The 23,480-nt window shown below is 71.4% G+C and carries 17 protein-coding genes; 15 read left to right on the forward strand and 2 right to left on the reverse strand.

Annotated elements, in window-relative coordinates; genetic code table 11:
• Nucleotides 1-304 precede the first annotated feature (304 nt).
• From glgP to OIE13_RS00875, 14 genes are all read left to right on the forward strand, one after another.
• Entirely contained in the window at nucleotides 305-2,884 is a 2,580-nt protein-coding gene (glgP, locus tag OIE13_RS00810; RefSeq protein ID WP_326644133.1) for an alpha-glucan family phosphorylase, read from the forward strand.
• 274 nt (nucleotides 2,885-3,158) lie between these two features.
• A complete protein-coding gene (locus tag OIE13_RS00815; protein ID WP_326644131.1) occupies nucleotides 3,159-5,279 on the forward strand; it encodes an amylo-alpha-1,6-glucosidase in 2,121 nt (706 codons plus the stop codon).
• 32 nt (nucleotides 5,280-5,311) lie between these two features.
• Nucleotides 5,312-6,478, forward strand: coding sequence for a glycosyltransferase family 4 protein (locus OIE13_RS00820; RefSeq protein ID WP_326829413.1), 1,167 nt, complete (start codon nucleotides 5,312-5,314; stop codon nucleotides 6,476-6,478).
• A gap of 75 nt (nucleotides 6,479-6,553) precedes the next feature.
• Nucleotides 6,554-7,324, forward strand: a complete 771-nt coding sequence (locus OIE13_RS00825; RefSeq protein ID WP_326644126.1) for an enoyl-CoA hydratase/isomerase family protein — start codon at nucleotides 6,554-6,556, stop codon at nucleotides 7,322-7,324.
• Between the two features lie 77 nt (nucleotides 7,325-7,401).
• Entirely contained in the window at nucleotides 7,402-7,794 is a 393-nt protein-coding gene (locus OIE13_RS00830) for a hypothetical protein (RefSeq protein WP_326644124.1), read from the forward strand.
• A 2-nt stretch (nucleotides 7,795-7,796) separates the two neighbouring features.
• Nucleotides 7,797-9,014 carry a DUF6395 domain-containing protein gene (locus tag OIE13_RS00835; protein WP_326644120.1) on the forward strand — a complete coding sequence of 406 codons (1,218 nt, stop codon included), beginning with the start codon at nucleotides 7,797-7,799 and terminating at the stop codon, nucleotides 9,012-9,014.
• Entirely contained in the window at nucleotides 9,011-9,853 is an 843-nt protein-coding gene (locus tag OIE13_RS00840) for a M55 family metallopeptidase (RefSeq protein ID WP_326644118.1), read from the forward strand. Before OIE13_RS00835 ends, OIE13_RS00840 begins: the two co-directional genes overlap by 4 nt.
• A gap of 153 nt (nucleotides 9,854-10,006) precedes the next feature.
• On the forward strand, nucleotides 10,007-11,605 hold the full coding sequence (locus tag OIE13_RS00845; RefSeq protein WP_326829414.1) for a flavin monoamine oxidase family protein: 1,599 nt from the start codon (nucleotides 10,007-10,009) through the stop codon (nucleotides 11,603-11,605).
• 69 nt (nucleotides 11,606-11,674) lie between these two features.
• Nucleotides 11,675-12,196, forward strand: a complete 522-nt coding sequence (locus OIE13_RS00850) for a YbaK/EbsC family protein (RefSeq protein ID WP_326829415.1) — start codon at nucleotides 11,675-11,677, stop codon at nucleotides 12,194-12,196.
• Nucleotides 12,197-12,327: 131 nt separating this feature from the next.
• On the forward strand, nucleotides 12,328-14,649 hold the full coding sequence (locus OIE13_RS00855; protein ID WP_326829416.1) for a serine/threonine protein kinase: 2,322 nt from the start codon (nucleotides 12,328-12,330) through the stop codon (nucleotides 14,647-14,649).
• Complete coding sequence (locus OIE13_RS00860) at nucleotides 14,649-16,694, forward strand: serine/threonine-protein kinase (protein WP_326644111.1); 2,046 nt, start codon at nucleotides 14,649-14,651, stop codon at nucleotides 16,692-16,694. The genes OIE13_RS00855 and OIE13_RS00860 overlap by 1 nt, the downstream gene beginning before the upstream one ends.
• 63 nt (nucleotides 16,695-16,757) lie before the next feature.
• On the forward strand, nucleotides 16,758-17,999 hold the full coding sequence (locus tag OIE13_RS00865; protein WP_326644108.1) for a serine/threonine-protein kinase: 1,242 nt from the start codon (nucleotides 16,758-16,760) through the stop codon (nucleotides 17,997-17,999).
• 421 nt (nucleotides 18,000-18,420) lie between these two features.
• Nucleotides 18,421-19,200 carry an electron transfer flavoprotein subunit beta/FixA family protein gene (locus OIE13_RS00870; RefSeq protein WP_326644107.1) on the forward strand — a complete coding sequence of 260 codons (780 nt, stop codon included), beginning with the start codon at nucleotides 18,421-18,423 and terminating at the stop codon, nucleotides 19,198-19,200.
• Nucleotides 19,201-19,218: 18 nt separating this feature from the next.
• Complete coding sequence (locus OIE13_RS00875) at nucleotides 19,219-20,172, forward strand: electron transfer flavoprotein subunit alpha/FixB family protein (RefSeq protein WP_326644105.1); 954 nt, start codon at nucleotides 19,219-19,221, stop codon at nucleotides 20,170-20,172.
• An 87-nt stretch (nucleotides 20,173-20,259) separates the two neighbouring features.
• On the opposite strand, the gene OIE13_RS00880 is transcribed toward OIE13_RS00875, so the two are convergent.
• Nucleotides 20,260-21,462 carry an MFS transporter gene (locus tag OIE13_RS00880; RefSeq protein WP_326644102.1) on the reverse strand — a complete coding sequence of 401 codons (1,203 nt, stop codon included), beginning with the start codon at nucleotides 21,460-21,462 and terminating at the stop codon, nucleotides 20,260-20,262.
• 203 nt (nucleotides 21,463-21,665) lie between these two features.
• A complete protein-coding gene (locus tag OIE13_RS00885; protein ID WP_326644101.1) occupies nucleotides 21,666-22,172 on the reverse strand; it encodes a TetR/AcrR family transcriptional regulator in 507 nt (168 codons plus the stop codon).
• A 113-nt stretch (nucleotides 22,173-22,285) separates the two neighbouring features.
• Between OIE13_RS00885 and OIE13_RS00890 the strand changes: the two genes are divergently transcribed.
• Nucleotides 22,286-23,449: a cysteine desulfurase family protein gene (locus OIE13_RS00890; RefSeq protein ID WP_326644099.1), complete on the forward strand. Its 1,164-nt coding sequence runs from the start codon at nucleotides 22,286-22,288 to the stop codon at nucleotides 23,447-23,449.
• Nucleotides 23,450-23,480: the final 31 nt, after the last annotated feature.

The following is a 23,480-nucleotide window of genomic DNA, read 5'->3' on the forward strand; positions in this document are numbered from 1 at the left end:
AGCAAGGAAAGATCTTCGATTTTCAAGCGCCCCCGGGCCGCTCTGAGGGCAAGGCGGAACCTTGCCCTGCCGGGACGGCCGGCTCCCGAGGGCAGTGCGTTCTGGCTCGTATGTCCGGTGCCCTAATAGTCCATCTTCATGCGTGCCGGTGGATAGAGTGCGGGACCTCTTACTCTTCGGCGAGTTGTCCTAATAGTAGATCGCCTACCTTTGATGTGTTTGAGGGGGATTGATAACGGTGAGAGGGATGACGCGTGAGTGTTCGAGTCGCCCTCGTGGCGCTGAGTAACTAGGGTTTGGCACCGTGAGAGCTATTCGCAGGTTTACCGTCCGCACCGTCCTGCCCCCCGAGCTGGCCCCGCTCGGGGAGCTCGTGCTGAATTTGCGCTGGTCGTGGCACCCGGAGACATTGGACCTGTTCGGCGAGGTCGATCCGGCGATCTGGGGACGCGTCGGGTACGACCCCGTCGCCCTGCTGGGTGCCGTGGAGGCCGACAGGCTCCGTGAGCTCGCCGCCGACCGCCGTTTCCTGCGGCGGTTGGCCGACGCGGCCGACGACCTCCGCGAATACATGACCGCTCCCCGGTGGTACCAGAGCATCTCCGACGCTCCCCAGGGCATCGCCTACTTCTCGCCGGAGTACGGCATCGCCGCCGCCCTGCCGCAGTACTCCGGCGGGCTCGGCATCCTGGCCGGGGACCACCTCAAGGCGGCCAGCGACCTCGGCGTGCCCATCCTGGCGGTGGGCCTGCTCTACCGGCACGGCTACTTCACCCAGTCCCTCTCGCCCGAGGGCTGGCAGCTTGAGCACTACCCCTCCCTCGACCCGGGCGGCCTGCCGCTGACCCTCCTGAAGGAGGAGGACGGCACCCCCGTACGGATCAAGATCAGCCTGCCCGAGCAGCGCACGCTGCACGCCCAGGTCTGGGTGCTCCAGGTCGGCAGGGTGCCGCTGCTGCTGCTCGACTCCGACGTGGCCGAGAACGACACCGCGGCCCGCGACGTCACCGACCGTCTGTACGGCGGCGGCACCGACCACCGCCTGCTCCAGGAACTGCTGCTCGGCGTCGGCGGCGTCCGCGCCATCCGGGCCTACTGCCGGGTCACCGGCCACGCCGAGCCCGAGGTGTTCCACACGAACGAGGGGCACGCCGGCTTCCTCGGCCTGGAGCGCATCCGCGAGCTCACCGAGGCCAGGCTCTCCTTCGAAGAGGCACTGGAGGCGGTGCGAGCCGGCACCGTCTTCACCACGCACACCCCGGTGCCCGCCGGGATCGACCGCTTCCCCGCGGAGATGATCGCCCGCCAGTTCGGCGGCGACAACGCGTGGCCCACGGTACCGACCGACCGCATCCTCGCGCTCGGCGCCGAGGACGAGCCCGGCAAGTTCAACATGGCCGCGATGGGCATGCGGCTGGCCCAGCGCGTCAACGGCGTCTCCGAGCTGCACGGTGCCGTGAGCCGGGAGATGTTCCAGTGGCTCTGGCCCGGCTTCGACGCCGACGAGGTCCCGATCGGGTTCATCACCAACGGCGTGCACGCGCCCACCTGGGTCGGCCGCGAGATCATGGAGCTGGCCGGCCAGGAGCTGTCCACGCTCGTCGAGCAGGCACAGGGCTGGGAGAGCATCACCAAGATCTCCGATGGCGACGTCTGGGGCATCCGGGGGCGGCTGCGCGAGAAACTGGTCAGGGCGGCCCGCGCCAGGCTCCGCCAGTCGTGGCTCAACCGGGGCGCCTCCCCGCCAGAGCTCGGCTGGATCGACGACGCCCTCGACCCCGAGGTGCTGACCATCGGCTTCGCCCGCCGGGTGCCCTCGTACAAGCGGCTCACCCTGATGCTGTCCGACCCCGACAGGCTCCGCGCGCTGCTGCTCGACCCGGTCAAGCCGGTCCAGATCGTGATCGCGGGCAAGGCGCACCCGGCCGACGAGGGCGGCAAGAAGCTCATCCAGCAGATCGTGAAGTTCGCCGACGCAGAGGACGTGCGGCACCGCATCGTCTTCCTGCCCGACTACGACATGGCCCTGGGCCAGCTGCTCGTCCAGGGCTGCGACGTGTGGATGAACAACCCGCTCCGCCCGCTGGAGGCGTGCGGCACGTCCGGCATGAAGGCGGCGCTCAACGGCGGGCTCAACCTGTCCATCCGCGACGGCTGGTGGGACGAGTGGTACGACGGTACCAACGGCTGGGCCATTCCCACCGCCGACGGCGTCGCCGACCCCGACCGCCGCGACGAGCTGGAGGCCACCGCCCTCTACGACCTGATCGAGCACGAGGTGGCCGACCGGTTCTACGACCGTGCGGACGGCCTGCCCCGGCGCTGGCTGGAGATGGTCAGGCACACCCTGGCCTCGCTCGGCCCCAAGGTGCTCGCCGGGCGGATGCTCCGCGACTACGTGGTCGGCCTCTACACCCCCGCGGCCCTCTCCGCGCGCGCCCTGTCCGCCGAGGGGTACGAGCAGGCCAGGAGCTTCGCGGCGTGGAAGCTCAGGGTCGGAAAGGCCTGGCCGGGCGTGCGGGTCGAGCATGTGGAGACCTCTGGTCTTGGAGACACCCCCGAGCTCGGGTCGTCCCTGGGGCTGAGGGCCACCATCGCCCTCGGCGAACTGGAGCCCGGTGACATCCGGGTCCAGGCGGCATACGGGCGGGTCGGGGACCACGACGACCTGGTCGCCCCCGCCTACACCGACCTGACGGTCGAGAACGAGGGCGACGACGGCAGGGCCGTCTTCGGCGGGACCGTTCCCCTCGACCGCACCGGTCCCTTCGGCTACACGGTCCGGGTCGTTCCCCACCACCCCCTGGTGGCGTCGCCCGCGGAGCTCGGCCTGGTCGAGGTGCCGGAGGAGCCCGTGGGCATGACCAACGGCACCCTGCGCTGACGAGCGCACGTCCACCCGGCGCGCGCTCATCGGCGCCGGGTGGACGTGCGGCGCGCGCTCATCGGCACTGGGCGGATGCGCGGCCCGCGGAGATCAGCACTGGGGGGACGTGCGGCCCGCGGAGATCAGCACCGCAGGCCGAAATATCATCTCCAGGCGGACGAAAGCCCTTTTATCGGGCAAAACGTGACAATGGACGTCTTTTGTGTAGTTCTTTCTCCTTTGGTGCGGGAATGGCTAGATAGCCGATATATCGCACAAACTGGAGCGAGCATTGGACGCATGGACGTTCGAGGGCCAGCCGGGCCCGCTGGGCGACACCACGGTCACCCTGGTCGAGGGCGGTTCCTTCTGCGTGTGCGCGCGCAACGGCGACATCCGGCCCGGCGGGGCGCAGGGCGTCTACCACGCCGACACCCGGCTGCTGTCGCGCTGGGAGCTCAGGGTGGACGAGACGGCGGTGGAGCCCCTCAGGGTGCTGCCGGCCGAGCCGTACCACGCGACGTTCCTCGGCAGGACCGGCCCCCGTCCGGGGCGGGCCGAGAGCAGCCTGCTCGTGATCAGGGACCGCTACGTCGGCGGCGGCCTCCGTGAGGACGTGACCCTGCGCAACCTGGCCGACGAGCCCGCCGGATGCGTCGTCGACATCCACGTCGCCTCCGATGTGGCGGACCTGTTCGAGGTGAAGGCGGGCCGGGTCAGGCACGTGGCCGACGTGGAGATGACGGCCGACAGATCGGGGCTGCTGATCATCTCCACCTGCCGCTCGCGCGGCACCAGGGTGGTGGCCGAACCGGCGCCGTTCGCCGTGCCGGGCATGCTCATCTTCAGGGTCGTGGTGCCCACCCGGGGCGAGTGGACCGTCAGCCTGCAGGTCAACCCGATCCTGGAGGGTGAGGAGTCGCCGGCCTGGTTCTCCACGCGCTATCCCCTGGAGCACGCGGAGCCCGCCAGGCGCCGGGCCGACTGGGAGCGCCTCAGCCCGGTCGTCGTCACCTCCGACCGGCTCCTGTCAAAGGTGCTGGAACGCTCCAAGGAGGATCTCGGCGCGCTCCGGCTCTTCGAATCCGACAGGCCGGAGGAACCGCCGACCATCGCCGCGGGCGCGCCGTGGTTCATGACCCTGTTCGGCCGCGACTCGCTGCTGACCTCGTGGATGGCGCTCCAGATGGACCAGTGCCTGGCGCTGGGCACCCTGCGCCGTCTGGCCAGGCTCCAGGGCACCGTCACCGACCCGCTCACCGAGGAGGAGCCGGGCAAGATCCTGCACGAGCTTCGCTTCGGGACCCAGATCGGCGCCTCGCCGCAGGCCGGCCGCGCCTACTACGGCTCGGTGGACTCGACCCCGCTGTTCGTGATGGTCCTGGGCGAGCTACGCCGATGGGGCATGCACCGGGAGGCCGTCGAGGAACTCATGCCGCACGCCGATGCCGCCCTCGACTGGATCAACAGGTGCGCCGACCCGTTCCTGTCCTACCGGCGCAAGACCGACCACGGACTGATCAACCAGGGATGGAAGGACTCCTTTGACGGCATCAACTTCGCCGACGGCACCCTCGCCCGCCCGCCCATCGCCCTGGCGGAGGTCCAGGGCTACGTCTACGCCGCCTACATCGCCCGCGCCCACTTCGCCCACGAGGTCGGCGACACGGCCCTGGAGGAGCAGTGGACGGCCCGCGCGAGCCGGATCAGGGACGCCTTCAACGAGCGCTTCTGGCTGCCGGACCGGGGCTACTACGCCGTCGGTCTCGACGGCGCCGGACGCGCCATCGACAGTCTCGCCTCCAACATGGGGCACTGCCTGTGGGCCGGCATCGTCGACGAGGACCGGGCCGCCCAGGTCGCCGAGCGACTGCTCTCGCCGGAGATGTTCACCGGGTACGGGGTGCGGACCCTCGCCTCCACCATGGGCGCCTACAACCCGATGAGCTACCACAACGGCTCGGTCTGGCCGCACGACAACGCCCTGATCGCGGCCGGTCTGATGCGCTACGGCTTCACACGGGACGCGCAGCGGATCGCCTACGGCCTGCTGGACGCGGCCGAGGCCTTCGGCTGGCGGCTGCCCGAGCTGTTCTGCGGATTCGACCGGGCCGAGTTCACCTGGCCCGTGCCGTACCCCACCTCCTGCTCCCCGCAGGCGTGGGCCGCGGCGAGCCCCATCCAGCTGGTCAGGAGCCTGCTGCGCTTCGAGCCGTGGGTCCCCTACGGGCGGGTGTGGCTGGATCCGGTCGGGCTGGAGGGCCTGCGGATCCGAGGGCTGCCGCTCGCGGACTCCAGGGTCACCATCGAGGTCGGCGCGTCCGGCGCCACCATCAGCGGGCTGCCGGACGGGATCACCCTGATCAACGCGCCGCGCAGCCCGCTGACCGCCGCCCTGAGGCAGGTGCACTGACCGTTTCCTTCGTCTCTCCAGGTGAGGTCGCCATGGTTTCTTCCAGAGCTGTCCCGGAGTGGTCCGACGGCATGCGCATCCTGATGGTCGCGCCGCCCTGGTACGACGTACCGCCCCACGGCTACGGGGGCATCGAGTCGATGGTGGCGGGCCTCGTCGCCGGGCTGACCCGGCGCGGGCACGACGTCACGATGATCGGGGCGGGCACGGCGGGGACGCCGGCGCGCTTCCTGGCCACCTACGGGCGGGCGCCGTCCGAGCGGATCGGCGAGGCGCTGCCCGAGGTCCTGCACGCCGCCAGGGCGTACGCGATGAGCTCGAAGCTCGTCGTGGACGTGATCCACGACCACTCCCTGGCCGGTCCGCTGACCGCGCCCGCGCAGGCCGTGCCGACCGTGGTCACCTGCCACGGGGAGGTGGGGGGCGAGTTCGGCGAGTACTACCGGGTGCTCGGCGCGGGCATGTCCATGGTCGCCATCTCCGAGGCCCAGCGGCGCATCGCCCCCGACCTGAACTGGGCGGGGGTCGTCCACAACGCCGTCGACGTCATGGCCTTTCCCTTCAGGGAGCACAAGGAGAACTGGGCGCTCTGGCTGGGCAGGTTCAGCGAGGACAAGGGGGCCCACCTGGCCATCGACGCCGCCCGCGCGGCCGGGCGGCGCATCCTGCTGGCCGGCAAGCTCACCGAGAAGACCGAGCACGACTACTTCGACGCCCAGGTCAGGCCACGCCTGGGCCCCGACGCCGTATACGTCGGCGAGGCCGGCAACGCCCGCAAGCGCGAGCTGCTGGCCGCGGCCAGGTGCCTGCTCTTCCCGGTCGTCTGGGAGGAGCCGTTCGGGATGGTGATGATCGAGGCCATGGCCTGCGGTACGCCCGTGGTCGCCTTGGGCAGGGGCGCGGTGCCCGAGGTGGTCGTGGACGGGGTCACCGGATTCATCCGGAGCTCCCCCTCGGAGCTCTCCGCCGCCATCGAGGCGGCCGGCACGCTCGACCCGTACGCCTGTCGCTCCCGGGCGGAGCGCTTCTTCGGGGTGGAGACGATGGCCCGCGCGTACGAGGCGATCTACCGCAGGGTGATCGCCGGGCCGTCGAGGCGGGCAGGAGAGCGCGTCGCGGCGAGCGCGACGGCGAGCGCGACGGAGAGTGCGACGGCGAGCGCGGGGGAGGACAGGGACCTGGCCATGCCCGTCAACTGAGCGGCGCTCTATGTTGGATCACGGCGCGGCCGGCACCGGACCGGTCGCGTTGTGAATCTTGACGGAAGGACGTCCATGGGTGAGTTCGTGCGGGTGGAGAAGGCCGACGGGGTCGCGACGATCAGGCTCGACCGGCCGAAGATGAACGCGCTCAACCGGCAGGTCCAGTTGGAGATCGCCGAGTGCGCCCGGCAGGTGGACGCCGACGGGGACGTGAGCGCCGTGGTCGTCTACGGCGGACGGGTCTTCGCGGCCGGTGCCGACATCAAGGAGATGGCCGACATGTCGTACGCGGACATGGCGGTCCACTCGCGGACCCTGCAGGACTGCTTCACCGCCGTCGCGAGGGTCGGCAAGCCCGTCGTCGCGGCCGTGACCGGCTACGCGCTCGGCGGTGGCTGCGAGCTGGCCCTGTGCGCCGACATCAGGATCGCGGGGGAGTCGGCCAAACTGGGCCAGCCCGAGGTCCTGCTCGGCCTCATCCCCGGCGCGGGGGGCACCCAGCGGTTGCCCAGGCTCATCGGCCCGGCCAAGGCCAAGGACCTCATCTTCACCGGACGCCACGTGGCCGCCGACGAGGCGCTGGCCATCGGCCTGGTGGACCGGGTGGTCCCCGACGATGACGTGTACACCGAGGCCCTCGCGTACGCGGCCCAGTTCGCCGGAGGGCCGGCCCTGGCGCTGCGCGCCGCCAAGCAGGCGGTCGACCACGGCCTGGAGACCGATCTGGCCACCGGTCTGGAGATCGAACGCCTGCAGTTCTCCGGCATGTTCGCCACCGCCGACGCCGGGATCGGCATGCGCGCCTTCTCCGGGAGGTCGAAGGCCGAGTTCACCGGACGCTGAGGCATTCACCGGGCTTGCTGGGATCGGTCATGGGTGATTAAAAATTGCCGGTATCGTGCCGGATTATGGTGCGGTTGGTGAAGCGTGCGCTGGTGCCCGCCCCGCTGCGGCGGGCGGTCCTCGGCTGGTTCGACTCCCGGTACATCTCCAGGGCGGATTACCGGCAGGACGTCAAGGACGCGCTCTGGGAGGTCCAGACGCTGGCCAGGGAGGTCACCTCGCTGCGCGCGGAGGTCGTCGAGCTCCGTGCGCGGGTGGCCGGGGTCACCCTCGACCCCGTGCGGGCCGGGCGCTGGGACGACGCCCACCGGCTGGCCCAGGAGACCGCGGTCGCGCTGGACGGGGTCCTCCAGAACGAGGTGCTGCTCTGGCAGGCCGTGGACCGCGCCGCGGGAGAGAGCACGGGCCGGGCGGCACTCCCCGGGGTGTGCGGGAGCGTTCCGGACAGGGCAGCCGGGGGCACCGTGTGAGAGTGACCTGGAGTGCGGACGGCGGTACCTGGCATCTGGCGTTCCGGCTGGACCCCGAGGACGACGTCACCGGTCTCTGCGCCGACGGTCAGCCGTTGAAACTGGCCACGAACTCGTTCCGGGTCGAACTGCCGCGGGCCCCGCGCGACATCCACCCCGACCTGCTCGCCCTCGCCGCGTGGACCGTGGTCGCGCCGTGGACCCGGCGCCGCGTCACCTTCGACCGGCCGATCTCACCGGAGCTCGCGGGGGCGATCGGCGACGGCTGGGGGATCGAGGCCGGTCCCGAAGGCGGTCGGGCGCGGTCGGGTGACAGGCTGGCGATCTCCTACAGCGGCGGGGCGGACTCGGTCGCGGTGGCCGCGATGCTGCCCGACGCGCCCCTCGTGCACTTCCAGAGGGTCTCCCACCCGCGTGTGCCCAACCGGTGGACCCACTACCGTGCCGACGTGCTGGCCTCGCTGGCCGCCAAGACCGGGCGTGAGCTGACCGTCGTCCGCTCCGACCTGGAGTTCACGCTCGCCGAGCCGCGCCCCGGTTATCCCGAGCACCACGCGGTCGCCGCCGGCGCGCTGCTGCTGGCGGACGAGCTCGGCCTGGGGGGGCTGGCCTTCGGCTACGAGCTGGGCTCGCGCTGGCTGGGAGGCGACCGCTACCTGCTCCGCCACACACCCGACAACCCGATGTGGGCGCCGCACGGCGCCTGGGGCCGGGCGTTCGCCGCGGCCGGCCTGCACATCGTGCTCCCGGTGGGCGGGGTGAGCGAGGCCGTCACGATGCGGCTCGCCCTCGGCTCCGAGCTGCGCGGGCAGGTCCGCTGGTGCCTGCGCGGGGTGAGCGGCCCCTGCGGGACCTGCGGAAAGTGCCTGTACAAGGAGCTCATCCACGCCGCCGTCGAGCGCCGCCCGCTCCGCACCACGATCACCGCGGGCCGCCCGGTCGCCCGCAGATGGCAGCGGCCGCCACCGTACGGCGGCCAGGAGATGATCGAGTACGGCTGCGCCAGGGTGCCCGGCATCGAGGACACGGTCTTCGGCGCGGCGGCCGGATACCTGCGCGCGAGCGAGTCCTCCACCGCCTGGCTGGACCGCTGCTACCGGCCCGCGATCGCGGAGATTCCCGAACCGTGGCGTAAGCGGGTTCACGACTTCATGGATGGGGAGGTCGGTTTCATGAGCGAGGACGAGGCGCGGCGCGTCGAGACATGGGGGACGGCGTGAAGGTCTACCTCTCGGTCGACATGGAGGGTGTCACCGGTCTGACCGACCCCGAGGAGATGCGTGCCGGAGGGCGGGGCTACGAGCGCGGCTGTGAGCTGATGACCGGCGACGCCAACGCGGTCGTCGAGGGGGCGTTCGACGCGGGCGCCACCGCGGTGCGCGTCAACGACGCCCATGGCTCGACCAAGAACCTCAGGATCGACCTGCTCGACGAGCGGGCGACCCTGCTCAGGGGGCCCGGCAAGCCGATGCGGATGGGTCAGGGACTCGACGCGAGCTACCGGGCGGCCTGCTTCGTCGGCTACCACGCGCGGGCCGGCGTCCAGCACGGCGTCCTCAACCACACCTGGATGGGCAGGGAGATCCAGAACCTCTACCTCAACGACGAGATCTGCGGCGAGACCCGTCTCGTCGCCTCCTTCGCGGGGGCGCTCGGCGTGCCGGTGGCCCTGGTGACCGGGGACGAGGCGGTCTGCGAGGAGGCCAGGGAACTGCTCGGCGACGTGGAGACCGTCGCGGTCAAGAAGGGGATCGACAGGTTCGCCGCCGAGCTCCTGCCACCCGCCGTCGCCCACGCCCGCATCCGCGAGGCCGCCGCCCGCGCGCTCGACCGGGTGTCCGACTTCCGCCTCTGCGCCCCCGAGCCGCCGTTCACCCTCGGTGTCGAGTGGAACTCCACGGCCATCGCCGCCGGATGCGCGATCATCCCCGGTGTGAAGGCGGTGGGCCCCCGGCACACGGAGTTCACCACGGACGACTTCTCGCAGATCATGGCCCTGATGGGGATCTTCGCCATGATCGGCGGCCAGGTCGCCTGCGGCAGCGGCATCTACGGCTGATCCCCCCGATGTCTCCCGTGATGTCCCCTGTGATGTCTCCCCCGATGTCTCCCGGTCTCCCCCCGATGTCCCCTGCGATGTCTCCCGGTCTCCCCCCACGATGTCCCCTTCGAACCGACCTCCGACGGTGCCCGATGCCCTTGACGGCCTTCGATGATTGACGAGACGGGGCCTGCCGCCCAGGCCACCCCTGCCAGGGGCGGAGGACTGACGCGCAGGGCGCTGCTGGTCGGGGTGGGCGCGGCAGGGGGGGCCGGGGCCATGTTCGCGGCCATGGGCGCGCTCGGCCTCGCCCCGGAGTCCCAGGAGAGGGACTTCACACCCCCGCAGCCCTCCGACTTCTCCCTCAGCGGCCGCGCGGCGGCCAAGGTGGTCGTCCTCGGCGCCGGCATCGCCGGGCTGACCTGCGCCTACGAGCTGGGCAAGGCCGGATACGACTGCACGCTCCTGGAGGCGTCCGACCGGGTGGGCGGCCGGACCCTCACGCTGCGCGCGGGCGACCGGCTGGACGAGCTGGGCGGCGAGACGCAGACGGCCACGTTCGAGGAGGGCACCTACTTCAACGCGGGGGCCGGGCGGATCGCGCCGTGGATGGTCACCATGGACTACTGCCGTGAGCTGGGCGTTCCCATCGAGACGTTCGTCAACAACAACGCCTCGGCGTACGTCTACACGCGGGGCATGACCGCCCCGGTCCGGGCGCGCACGGCCCGCGCGGACCTGTACGGCTACGTCGCGGAACTGCTGGCCAAGGCGAGCAGCACCGGTGCGCTGAACCGCAGGCTCACCGCCGACGACCGCGAGCGGCTGGCGGAGTTCCTGCGGCGCTTCGGCGACCTCGGCCCCGGCCTCGCCTACCGGGGGTCCGGGCGGCGGGGTTTCGAGACCTATCCGGGAGTGGACGAGGGCGTTCCCCTGGGCGCGGCGCCCTCGCTGCGGGACGTGCTCGCCGCGGGCACCGGCAGGGCCGTCACCATGGACTTCGGCTACGACCAGGCGATGCCCATGTTCCAGCCGGTGGGCGGCATGGACGCGATCGCCGCCGCGCTCGCCGACGCGGTCGGCCGCGACCGGATCAGGACGGGCACCCGGGTCGCCGGGATCAGGAACCTGCCCGACGGGGTGGAGGTGACCCACCAGGGCGGTACGGTCCGCGCCGACTACTGCATCGCGTCCCTGCCGCCCCACCTGCTCGCGCGCCTGCCGCACAACCTCGGCACCCCGGTCACCGCCGCGCTCCGCACGCCGGTACCGGTCTCCGCGGGCAAGATCGGGCTGGAGTACGGCAGGCGCTGGTGGGAGATCGACGACCGCATCTACGGCGGCGTCACCGAGACCGACCTGGACATCACCCACATCTGGTACCCCTCCCACGGCTACCACTCCCGCAGCGGCCTGGTGGTCGGCTACTACAACACCGAGGAGAACGCCGACCGCTACGGCGAGCTCTCCCACCGCGACCGCCGAGGGCGCGCGCTCACCCAGGGCAAGAAGATCCACGGTGAGAAGTACCGTGCCGAGCTGCGCTCCAGCGTCTCGATCGCCTGGCGGCGCAGGCCGCACATCGAAGGCGGCTGGGTGAACTGGCCCTCCCACGAGGGGGCCTTCACCCTGCTGCGGCGCCCGGCGGGCCGGGTCTACTTCGCCGGCGACTGGCTCACCCACCTGATCGCCTGGCAGGCCGGTGCCATGGAGTCCGCGAGGAGGACGGTCACCGATCTCCACCGCCGGGTGCTGAGTGCGACCTCCTGACTTCTCCGTAGCGGCCGTAAGGTCTTCGGTGCGGGGAATCAGGAGAACTCTCAAGGAGATGGGGCAGCGATGGCGATCGGGACGTTGGACTGGGTGAGCGCGGCCGAGCGGTTGGAGCTGCTGGCCGAGCCGGTGGCACGGGCGGTAGGGGGGCTTGACGGGGTCGAGGTCGCCGAGATCGACCCGGAACTGGCCGACACGGCGGCCTTCTGCGAGCGCTACGGCGTGGACATGGGCGAGTCGGCCAACTGCGTGATCGTGGCGGCCAGGCGTGCGGGGGAGGTTCGCTACGCGGCGTGCATGGTGCTCGCCACCACGAGGGCCGACGTCAACGGCGTGATCCGGCGTCACATGGACGCGCGGAAGATCTCGTTCGCGCCGATGGACGACGCGGTCACGCTGACCGGCATGGAGTACGGCGGGATCACCCCGCTCGGACTACCCGAGGAGTGGCCCGTGCTCGTCGACGAGGCGGTGGCGGCCCATCCGGAGGTCGTGATCGGCAGCGGGGTCCGCCGCTCCAAGCTGGCGGTGCCGGGCTCCCTGCTGGCCGGGTTGAAAACGGCGCAGGTTCTCCGCCTGGCGAATTGAAGCGAAAATGAGATTGAGTGGGAACGGGATTCGGGAAACCGTCGGGGTTCTGTGAACGTTATTCAGTCGGAAAATGTGGCCCGATGGTTCATCTCATGGGCGGGGTCTAAGCCGATATGGTGCTTCATGCCATGAATCAGGACGACCGATTGGGTCCTTACCGGTTGCTGCGGCGGCTCGGCGAGGGCGGTATGGGTGTGGTTCACCTCGCAGTCGACCCGCAGGGTCGGCAGGTGGCGGTGAAGGTTCTCCGCGCCGAGGTGGCGGGCGACGACGTAGCCCGTCGCCGTCTTTCGCGTGAGGTCGAGACGATGCGGCGGGTGCGCAGCGAGCACATCGCCGAGGTCCTCGACGCCGATGTGACCGGCCACCGCCCGTACATCGTGACGAGGTACGTCGCCGGCCGGCCGCTGGACGAGGTGATCAAGCAGGACGGCCCCATGGAGCTGCCCGCGCTGCTGCGGGTCGCGCACGGCGTGGCGTCGGCGCTGGCCGCCGTGCACTCGGTCGGGGTGATCCACCGCGATCTCAAGCCCGGCAACGTCCTCATCCTGGACGGCGAGCCGGTCCTCATCGACTTCGGTATCGCCCAGGCCGTCGACGCGACCAGGCTCACCCAGACCGGCATGTTCATCGGCACCCCCGGTTACCTCGCCCCCGAGATCATCGAGGGACACGAGGCGGGCCCCGAGGTCGACGTGCACGCCTGGGCGGGCACCCTGGTCTTCGCCGCCACCGGCCAGCCGCCCTTCGGCAAGGGCACGCTGGAGATGATCTTCTACAACATCACCGCGGGCAAGGCGAACGTCGAGGCCGTCCCGCGGGAGCTTCAGCCGGTGCTGCGGGCCGCGCTCCAGCGCGACCCGGCCAGGCGACCTCCGGCCGCCGACCTGGCGGCGCAGGTAGGGCGCCTGCTGCCGGACACCGGCCGGCCCCGGGTGCCGGACGAGATCACCACGGTCGCGGAGTTCGACGACCCCGCTCCGGGTTTCCGCGGCGACCCCGGCGACGTGCCGACCCCGGTGGCGTCCCGCCCGGCGGCCCCGTCGGTCTCCTGGCCCCCCGCCCCCGTGGCACAGCCCCGCGAGTACGTCTCGCTGCTCGGCGAGGAGCAGCCCGACCCGTGGCCCACCCGCCGGGTGACCCCCGAGGAGCTGCGCCAGGCCACGGCGGCCCAGCAGCCCGCGCACGACCTGCCCACCGGCATGCTCGCTCCGGAGGACGTGCCCACCCGCGCCCCCGGTGCGGTCCCCGGCTCCCCGCCCGTCTCGGGTTCCGCGCCCGTTCCCACCGTCCGTGACCAGCCAGGGGCGCGGGTCAACGACCAGGGCTTCACCGCGCCCGCCTCCGACGGGGACATCCCCACCCAGCGGGTCCGCCCTCAGGATCTGCAGGAGTACATCCGTCAGTACACCAACCAGCCGGGCCAGCCTGGTCACCAAAACCAGCCTGGTCACCAAAACCAGCCGGGCCGGCCGGGCCAGCCTGGTCAGCAGAGCCAGCCGGGCCGGCCTGGTCACCAAAACCAGCCTGGTCACCAAAACCAGCCTGGTCACCAAAACCAGCCGGGCCGGCCTGGTCACCAAAATCAGCCGGGCCAGTACGGTCAGCAGAACCAGCCGGGCCGGCACGGTTACCAGGGGCAGCAGGGCCGGGCGCCGCAGGCGGGCACCCCGCAGCCCTACCCGCAGCGGCAGGACCCGTTCGACCAGCAGCAGACCCCGCACGTCCGCCCCCCCGCACCCCCGCCCTACCACCCCTACCCGCACCCTCAGCAGGCCCAGCAGTACCCCCAGCAGGCCCAGCAACCCCCCTCGCCGCTCCACCCCGGGCAGCGGCCGGGACACGCATTGCAGCGCTCCAAGGCGTACGGGGTGGTCAGCGTGCTGATGCTGGTCATCATGACGATCGCGGCGGTCATCGCTCCGCTGATCGTCGCCGCGGTGGCCATCCCGGTGGCGATCCTGCTGCGCGCCGCCGACATCGCACAGCCCGCCCTCAACGCCCGCAGGACCGCCGGTGAGGCGGCCACCGACGTCCTCCGGGTGCTCGGCCGGCCTGCCGCGCTCCTGAAGTCGATCGGCATCACCGTCGCCCTGGTGCCGTACGCGCTGATCCTCGGCCTGCCGGTGACGCTCCTGCTCGCCGTGCTGGTCGGGAGCATGCCCGTCACCAACACGCTGAGCTGGGGCGCGGCCGTCGCGCTCTGGACCGTCTGCGCCGGCCCCGGCGTGGAAGGCCCCAGCCGCCAGATGCGACGTACGCTGGCATCATTGCTGCCATCACGCGGTGCGGCCATGATCGCCGCCGCGGCGCTGGGCGCGGTGGCGGCGCTGATGGTCTTCCTGGCGATCGGCACCGTGGGAGACAGGGCACGGCCGGCGGTGTGGACGCCGGTCGACGTCGGAACGGTGGTGGACGAACTGAGAGACCTACGAGAGAAGGCGGCGTGATGACGGGGGACACGCGGGCGCACGAGAGGCTGGGCCCGTACCGGCTGCTCAGGAAGATCGGCGAGGGCGGCATGGGCGTCGTCCACCTCGGGGTCGACGAGGACGGACGCGAGGTGGCCGTCAAGGTCCTGCATCCGCATGTGGCGGCCGACCTCAAGGCCCGCGACCGGCTCACCCGCGAGGTGGAGACCATGCGGCGGGTGCGCAGCCCGCATGTCGCCGAGGTGCTCGACGCCGAGTTGACCGCCAAGCAGCCCTACATCGTGACCCGGTTCGCGCCCGGGCGCACGCTGGAGGAGACCGTCCTGCAGGACGGCCCGCTCCCCGCCGACCAGGTCATCCGGCTGGCTCAGGGCATGTGCGCGGCACTGGTGGCCATCCACGCCGCCGACGTCATCCACCGCGACTTCAAGCCGTCCAACGTGATGATCGTCAATGGTGACCCGCTGGTCATCGACTTCGGTATCGCGCACCTGGTCAACGCGACCAGGCTGACCCAGACCGGCATGTTCGTCGGCACCCCCGGCTACCTCGCCCCGGAGATCATCCGCGATTCCGAGATCACCCAGGCGGCCGATGTGCACGCGCTGGCCTCGACGGTCTTCTTCGGTGCGACCGGCAAGCCGCCGTTCGGCACGGGTAGCTTCGAGGTCGTCTGCTTCAACATCATGGAGGGCCGGGCAAACGTCGACAAGGCCCCCGCGTGGCTGCGAGGCTGGCTCAAGCGCGCGCTGGCCATCGACCCCGTCGCCCGGCCGTCCGCGACGGAGCTGCACCGGATGGCCCGCGCCCTCGACCCGACGGTGGCGACCTTCCACGAGACGCCGCCCACCTCCGTCCTCGACGGCGGTACGAAGATCCTCAACACCGACGGCACCCGTGTCCTGGACGGCCAGAGCCCGCCGCCCCCGCCCCCGCCGAGCGGCACCCGTGTCCTGCCGCAGGACGACGGCTACTCCGACCTGCTCCCGCCGGTCGAGTACGCCAAGCCGGAGCGGCGCGCCCGCTCTCCGAGGCAGGAGCCGGAGCGGCGCGAGCGCAGGCCGAGGCAGGAGCCGGGCCAGGCGTCCGGCGCGGCGGCTCCGCCGCCGTACGTCCCGGCCCCCCAGCCGCCGCCCTATGTCCCCGCGTCGCCTCCGGCGCAGGCCAGGGGCGCGGCGCCGCCGCCCTACCCCGACCAGCGGGTGGCCGGATACCCGGCGCCGCCGCCGAGTGGCCAGGCGCGGCCCTACCCGCCGCCGGTCCAGGCACGGCCGCACACCCCGCCGCAGGAGCGGTCCGCGCCCAGGACCCCGCCGCCGGTCCAGGCACGGCCGCACACCCCGCCTCAGGAACGGTCCGCGCCCAGGACCCCGCCTCAGGAGCGCTACCGCGCCGGCCACCCGCTGGCCGCGCTGCTGCTGCTGACGATCCTCGTGGCGGTGGCCTGCGTGCTGCCGGTGGTGGTGAGCGTGTTCGCGCTGGCCGCGGCGCTCTGCCTGCGGGTGGGGGAGTACCTCTTCGGGGACCTGGTCCAGCGCCGCTCCATCAGGGGCAGCAGCGCCACCGATCCCCTGCTCGCGGTGCTCGGCACCCCATGGGCGCTGATCAGGGCCACGTTCGCGACGCTGGTCACCTCGCTGCTCTCCGCCATGTTCGGCATGTGCGTGTGGGGGCTCCTGGTCTACGCCGGCGACATGAACAAGAACCACGCGGCCGCCTACGCGGCCGGTGCCTTCGCGGCAGGGCTGTTCATCCTTCCCGGCGGCGGCAAACCGCGCAAGGCCGTCGCCCGCGCACTGAGCGGGGTCATCCGGAGCCCCGGCGCGGGCATGGTGACCACGATCATCCTGGGCACGCTGGCGTTCTTCGCGGTGATGGCCGCGTTGAGCGTGACCCCCTCCTTCTCCCCGTGGCAGCAGCCGACCGATGTCGTCAACGATCTCACGGCGCAGTGGCGGCAGTCGGCGAACGAGGGCGCGATGGGCGCGCTCGACATCGTCGGCGGCCTCTTCAGCGACCTGATGACAAGTCTCGGCCTCGGGTTCCTGACGTTCTGGAAGTGACGATCTCGCCGACGGAGGCGGGCCTGTGGAGAACAATGGAGAGGACCCACCGGGAGGAGTCGCATGGTCGCGCCGGACGGTGAACGTCTTGGCCCCTACCGCCTGCTGTCGAGACTGGGGGCCGGAGGTTTCGGCGAGGTCCACCTGGCGCTGGATCCCCAGGGGCGCACGGTGGCGGTCAAGATCCTGCATCCCCACGTCGCGGCCGACGCGACGGCACTGACCAGGCTGGCCCGCGAGGTGGAGACCATGCGGCTGGTCCAGGGCGCGCACGTCGCCGAGGTCCTGGACGCCTCCCTTGAGGGAGACCGCCCCTACCTGGTGACCCGCTACGTGCAGGGACGCCCGCTCGGTGAGGTGGTCGCCGCCGAGGGGCCGGTCACAGGCGACGATCTCCTGCGGCTGGCGCGCGGCCTGGCCGAGGCCGTGGCGGCCGTGCACGCGGTGGGGGTGGTGCACCGCGATCTCAAGCCCGCGAACGTGATCCTGGCCGAGGGCGAGCCGGTCGTCATCGACTTCGGCATCGCCTACGCGCTCGACTCGCCCTCGGTCACCGCCTCGGGGGCGGTGCTCGGCACGCCCGGCTACCTGGCGCCCGAGGTGCTTGAGGGCACCGGGTCCGGTGCCGAGGCCGACGTCTTCGCCTTTGGGGCGACGCTGGCGTACGCGTCCACCGCGCGGCACCCCTACGGCACGGGCCCGGCGTCGGCGATCGGCTACCGCGTCGTTCATCACCCTCCCGACCTCGAAGGTGTCCCCGGCCACCTGGAGCCGCTGCTGCGGGAGTGCCTGCTGCGCGACCCCGCCGCCCGGCCGGACGCGGGTGCGCTGCTGGCACGGCTGGGTGCGGACCCCGTCGTGGGGCCGCCGCGGCCCCGTGCCGTGCTGGAGAGCGGGATGCACGGCCTCACCACCCGGGAGTGGCGGCCAGGCGATCGCCGCCCCCGCCCGCAGAAGGGCAGGCTCACGCCGGAGGAGGCCCACGAGCGTCGCAGGATCGTGCTGCACCGCCGCTGGGTCGTCGGCACCGGCCTGCTCGTCTCGCTGACGGCCGCGACCGCCAGGGAACCGCTGCCCGAGGTGGCGCTGCTGTTGCTGACCGGGTACGGCTCGGCGATGCTCGTCGACGCGGGCATCGCGCTGTTCGCCCGCCGGGACCGCGGGCGCACGATCCTCGATCTGTCCGCGGGCGCCGGGGCCGTCGCGCTGGGGCTGGCCCTCAGCACGTTCTTCAGCACGATCACCCTGGCGCTCGCGCTGGGCACCGTCGTCTTCGTCCTGGTCGCGATCCTGGTGGCCGGCTGAGCGGGCAGGGGGCCGGCCGGTCCCCGGGACGCGTTTTCGGTCAGCCGTCACCGGGATACCCCCCACACGCCAGGCCGCAGGGATCCTGACGGGCCTCGGGACGTGTTTCCGGAGCGCGGGACCCGCGCACAAGTACCGGAATATAGTTCGGTATGGTGGTGGGGGGATCCTCCGGGGAGACTCCGGACCGTCCGGTCGCGAGCCGTCCCGTCTGATGATTTGCCGCTAAGCTACTGATAAGTAACATAGTCTTGGGGTCGGGGTGGGCGTGTACCAACCCGGCTACCCGCTGCCACGTCGCTCTCGGGCACCTGGCAGTCTTGGCAAAGCGTGCACGTGCCACACATGTGCGCACCGAGTATCCGGCGCCAACCGCAGTGACGCGGTGGCGTAAGCGACCACGGGAGGTCGGCCACCAGCCATGAATATCGTCGTCTGCGTGAAGCAGGTCCCCGACACGGCGACCGAGCGCAAGCTGAAGTCCGATGACAAGACGCTCGATCGCGACGCCGCCGACGGCGTCATCAACGAGTTGTGCGAATACGCGGTCGAGGAGGCGCTGCGCCTGAAGGAGGCTCATGGCGGTGAGGTGACCGTTCTCACCATGGGTCCCGCCAAGGCGAGTGACACCATTCGCAAGGCCCTGGCCATGGGCGCGGACAAGGCTGTCCACCTGGTGGACGACGCACTGCACGGCTCGGACGCGCTGGGCACCTCCCACGCCCTGGCACAGACCCTCAAGAAGATCGGTTTCGATCTGGTCGTGCTCGGTTCGGAGTCGACGGACGCCCGCACCGGCGTCCTCGCCGCCATGCTGGCCGAGCGCCTCGGCGTGCCGCAGCTCACCTTCGCCAACCAGGTCCAGATCGACAAGGGCGCCATCTCCATTCAGCGCGTCACCGACTACGGGTACGACAGGGTCGAGGCCTCGCTGCCCGCCGTCGTCTCCGTGGTCGAGAAGATCAACGAGCCGCGTTACCCGTCTTTCAAGGGCATCATGGCCGCCAAGAAGAAGCCGGTCGAGAAGCTCGGCGTCGCCGACGCCGAGATCGACGCCTCCCAGGTGGGCCTGGCCAACTCCTGGAGCGAGGTCGTCGACTTCGCGGCCGCCCCGCCGCGCGCGGCGGGCACGGTGGTCAAGGACGAGGGTGACGGTGGCGTGAAGGCCGCCGACTTCCTCGCGTCGAAGAAGTTCGTCTGAGAGCGGGGGTAGCTGGAAATGTCTGAGATTCTCGTTCTGGTCGAGCACGTCGAGGGCCAGGTCAAAAAGGTCACCCTTGAGCTGCTGACGCTCGCCAGGAAGCTGGGCGCCCCCGCGGCCGTCTGGACGGGCGCGGGATACTCTCCCGAGGCGGCGGCCAAGCTGGCCGAGTACGGCGCGGAGAAGATCTACGTGGCCGACTCCGCCGAGGTCAGCGACTACGTCGTCGCCCCCAAGGCGGAGCTGCTGGCCCACCTCGTGGCCGAGCGGTCCCCGGCCGCGGTGCTCGTCGCCGCGACGGCCGAGGCCAAGGAGATCGCCGGTCGCCTCGCGATCAAGATCGACTCCGGTGTGCTGACCGACGTCGTGGGCATCGAGGACGGCCTGGTCGCCGACCAGTCCATCTTCGGCGGCGGCGTCAACGTCCGGTCGCGCGTGACCAAGGGCACCCCGATCGTCGCGGTACGCCCCAACTCGACGCCGGTCGAGGCCGCCGCGGGCGCGGGAGCCGAGGAGCGGGTCTCCTTCACCGTGTCCGACGCCGCCAAGGGCGCCAGGATCGTGGAGCGGGTCAAGCAGGAGAAGGGCGCGCGCCCGGAGCTCACCGAGGCCGCGATCGTGGTCTCCGGTGGCCGGGGCGTCGGCTCGGCCGACAAGTTCTCGATCATCGAGGAGCTGGCCGACTCGCTTGGCGCGGCCGTCGGCGCGTCCCGCGCCGCCACCGACGCCGGCTGGTACCCGCACCAGTTCCAGGTCGGCCAGACCGGCAAGACCGTCTCGCCGCAGCTCTACATCGCGGCGGGCATCTCCGGTGCCATCCAGCACCGGGCCGGCATGCAGACCGCCAAGACGATCGTCGCGATCAACAAGGACCCCGAGGCGCCGATCTTCGAGCTCGCCGACTTCGGCGTCGTGGGCGACCTGCACGAGGTGGTCCCGCAGCTGACCCAGGAGGTCACCAAGCGGAAATGACCCGGCAGGGTCACGGCGTACGCGCGGGGTGATGCGAACGCGAGACGGCACCGCACGACATGTGCGGTGCCGTCTCGCGTTCCGGGGTCAGGCCGCGATCGAGAGCTCTCGCCTGGCGGTCTCCGCGGGGCCGGCCGCCGCGCGGTGGCGGGGCAGGAACAGCGCGACCGCGGCGATCAGGACGCCGAGCACCACGGCGATGCCGAGGCTCGTCCTGAGCGTGGCCAGATCGGAGAGGAAACCGATGATCACCGGGCCCAGCAGCAGTCCCGCGTAGCCCATCGCACCGGTCTGGGCGATGGCGGGCCCGGGGCTGCCGGTCGCCTCGCCCGCCAGGGACATGGCCATCGGCGAGACCGTCGCCACGGCGACGCCCACGAACAGCATGGCCGAGAGGGCGACCGACGCAGTGGGGGCCGTGACGACCACGCCGAAGGTCGCGGCGGTGGCCAGGCCCGAGGTGACCATCATGCCGCGAGCGCCGAAGCGGGCCCGGACACGGTCACCGGCCAGGCGCCCGGCCAGCATGCCCGCCTCGAAGATCGGGTAACCCAGGGCGGCCACCGCCTCCGGGGCGCCCAGAGCGTCCCGCAGGTACAGGCCGTTCCAGTCGGCGACCGTGCCCTCCACCATGAACGCGCAGAAGGCGATCACGCCGAGCAGGTAGACCACCGGGGGCATCCGGAGGCGGGGAGTCGCGGGGGTGCCCTTCCCGTGCTCGGCGACGGCAGCCGGGTCGGGCAGGTAGGTGCGGCTGACAAGGACCGTGGCGGGAAGCGCGAGCAGGGCGACCAGCGCCAGGTGGGCGGTGATCGAGAGTCCCGCCGCGATCGCCGCGGTGCCCAGCAGGCCCGCGCCGATCGCTCCGGCGCACCAGCCGGCGTGCATGCCGTTCATCAGCGGGCGGTCGTAGGCGCGCTCGACCGCCGATCCCTGCGCGTTCATCGCGATGTCCACCGCGCCGAACGCCATGCCGAACAGGCCGCTCGCGGCCACGGCCAGGGGGAACGACGGCGCCACCGCCAGCAGGGCCAGGGTGATCGCGGTGAGGGGGGCTGCGACCCGGAGGATGCTCCGGCTGCCGAAGCGCGCCATCACGGCGCGCATCGACTGCATGGTGATGAGCGCTCCCAGCCCCCACGCCAGGAGGGTGACGCCGACCGACGCCTCGGACAGGCCGAGCTTGTCGGAGAGCGCCGGAATGCGCACGGTCATCGATCCACACATCAGACCGGCCAGCACGAATGTGAGAACCGCCCCGATTCGAGCCGTTCTCAGGTCGCGGGTCATGCTCAATCCCTTCAATAAATGTTTTGACAAACCGGTGAACGGGCACACCGAAAGCGGTCGCTTTCGCGCATGCGGAAGCGACCACCAATCTGTGTGACGGGTTGTCCCTGGCCGGGCACGCGATCAGGCGCGCGGGCGAGTGAGGGGTGCCAGGGGCAGAGGGGTGAAAGTCAGCAGAGGTGTAAAAGTCAGAGGTGTCAGGGTCAGGCGGGCAGCAGGGCCAGCAGACGCCGTTTCAGCTTCTCGTAGTGCTCGTCGTCATAGAGATCGGGGTCGTGGCTCGCCACATCCCACAGTCCCTCACAGGCGAGGCGCACGATCTGCGCCGCCTCCGGGTCGGGCTCGCTGTCGAGCCCCTCGCGATGCCAGCGGGCCATCGCCACCCGCAGCGGTGCCAGAAGATAGAGGTTGCCGGAGGCTCCGGTCACCACGGCCCAGCGCCGCAGCCTGCCGCTCCGCACGGCGGCGAACGTGGCTGCCAGGTAGTTCTTGGTGTAGGTGTCGTGGCCCTGGGCGGCGACGAGCTCGTCGAACTCCTCGATCAGCCGCTCGACCATGCCCTTGATCAGGGCTTCCTTCGTGCTGAAATGGTAAAGCAGACCGCCCTTGCTGCATCCGGCGCGCTCGGCGACGGTCGCCAGGGTGAGCGCCTGGGAGCCCTGGTCGGAGAGCAGATCCTCTGCCGCGTCCAACAGCTCGCCCCGTCTCATGGCCGCTACTGTACCGTCTGGACGGTTTAGTGGTCAACTCCGGGGATGATGCTCTTCGCGGGCACGGATACGCTTGGCAGGTTGACAGCGAGTTTGGGGGAGGGGATGCGGCCGTGAAGTCCGCCTATCTCGATCATGCGGCGACCACGCCGATGCTTCCCGAGGCGATCGAGGCGATGACAGTCCAACTGGGCCAGGTCGGCAACGCGTCCTCGCTGCACGCCGCCGGCCGCCGCACCCGCCAGGTCGTGGAGGAGTCGCGGGAGACCATCGCCGCCGCGCTCGGCGCTCGCCCCAGCGAGGTCGTCTTCACCGCGGGCGGCACCGAGGCCGACAATCTGGCCATCAAGGGCCTGTACTGGGCCCGTCGTGTCGGGGGCGCGGACAGGATCCTGATCAGCGCCGTCGAGCACCACGCCGCCCTGGACCCCGCGCACTGGCTGAGCGATCACCAGGGCGCGACCGTCGAACTGCTCGACGTCGACGAGTTCGGCCGGGTGCACCCGCAGACCCTGCGCGAGGCCATCGAGCGCGACCCGGACAGCGTCGCCCTGGTCAGCGTCATGTGGGCCAACAACGAGGTCGGCACCGTCCAGCCCGTCCACGCGCTCGCCGAGGTGGCCCGTGAGCACGGCGTTCCCTTCCACACCGACGCGGTCCAGGCCGTCGGTCAGCTCCCCGTGCTCTTCGCCGACTCGGGGATCGACGGGCTGACGCTCTCCGGTCACAAGGTCGGCGGCCCGATGGGCGTCGGCGCGCTGCTGCTCGCCCGGGGCGTCGACCCGGTGCCGGTGCTGCACGGGGGGGGCCAGGAGCGTGACGTCCGCTCCGGCACGCTCGACGCCCCCGCCATCGCCGGTTTCGCCATGGCCGTGCGGGCCGCGGTGGCCCGGCAGGCCGAGACCTCGGCCCGGCTGGTCGCGCTCCGCGACGACCTGATCCGCCGGGTCCGCGAGGCGGTGCCCGACGTGATCCTCAACGGCGACCCGGTGAACCGCCTCCCGGGCAATGCCCACTTCTCCTTCCCCGGCTGCGAGGGCGACGCGCTGCTCATGCTCCTGGACGCCAAGGGCGTGGAGTGCTCGACGGGCTCGGCCTGCTCGGCAGGGGTCGCCCAGCCCTCCCACGTCCTGCTCGCGATGGGCGCCGACGGGTTCCGGGCGCGCGGATCGCTGCGCTTCTCCCTCGGCCACACCTCGACCGAGGCCGACGTGGACCGGCTGGCCGAGATCATCGGTCTTGCCGTCGAACGCGCCCGCCGCGCGGGCCTGAGTTGATCGCGTGAGGCGTTCTTCGCGCGGGCCTGAG

Origin of the sequence: Streptosporangium sp. NBC_01810, assembly GCF_035917355.1 — a bacterium.
Taxonomy (GTDB): Bacteria; Actinomycetota; Actinomycetes; order Streptosporangiales; family Streptosporangiaceae; genus Streptosporangium.

Bases quoted from the DNA above. Each gene is read 5' to 3' on its own strand.
- OIE13_RS00820 (WP_326829413.1), top strand. From the start codon at position 5,312: ATGGTTTCTTCCAGAGCTGTCCCGGAGTGGTCCGACGGCATGCGCATC.
- OIE13_RS00825 (WP_326644126.1), top strand. From the start codon at position 6,554: ATGGGTGAGTTCGTGCGGGTGGAGAAGGCCGACGGGGTCGCGACGATC.
- OIE13_RS00845 (WP_326829414.1), top strand. From the start codon at position 10,007: ATGATTGACGAGACGGGGCCTGCCGCCCAGGCCACCCCTGCCAGGGGC.
- OIE13_RS00850 (WP_326829415.1), top strand. From the start codon at position 11,675: ATGGCGATCGGGACGTTGGACTGGGTGAGCGCGGCCGAGCGGTTGGAG.
- OIE13_RS00855 (WP_326829416.1), top strand. From the start codon at position 12,328: ATGAATCAGGACGACCGATTGGGTCCTTACCGGTTGCTGCGGCGGCTC.
- OIE13_RS00860 (WP_326644111.1), top strand. From the start codon at position 14,649: ATGACGGGGGACACGCGGGCGCACGAGAGGCTGGGCCCGTACCGGCTG.
- OIE13_RS00865 (WP_326644108.1), top strand. From the start codon at position 16,758: ATGGTCGCGCCGGACGGTGAACGTCTTGGCCCCTACCGCCTGCTGTCG.
- OIE13_RS00870 (WP_326644107.1), top strand. From the start codon at position 18,421: ATGAATATCGTCGTCTGCGTGAAGCAGGTCCCCGACACGGCGACCGAG.
- OIE13_RS00875 (WP_326644105.1), top strand. From the start codon at position 19,219: ATGTCTGAGATTCTCGTTCTGGTCGAGCACGTCGAGGGCCAGGTCAAA.
- OIE13_RS00880 (WP_326644102.1), bottom strand. From the start codon at position 21,462: ATGACCCGCGACCTGAGAACGGCTCGAATCGGGGCGGTTCTCACATTC.
- OIE13_RS00885 (WP_326644101.1), bottom strand. From the start codon at position 22,172: ATGAGACGGGGCGAGCTGTTGGACGCGGCAGAGGATCTGCTCTCCGAC.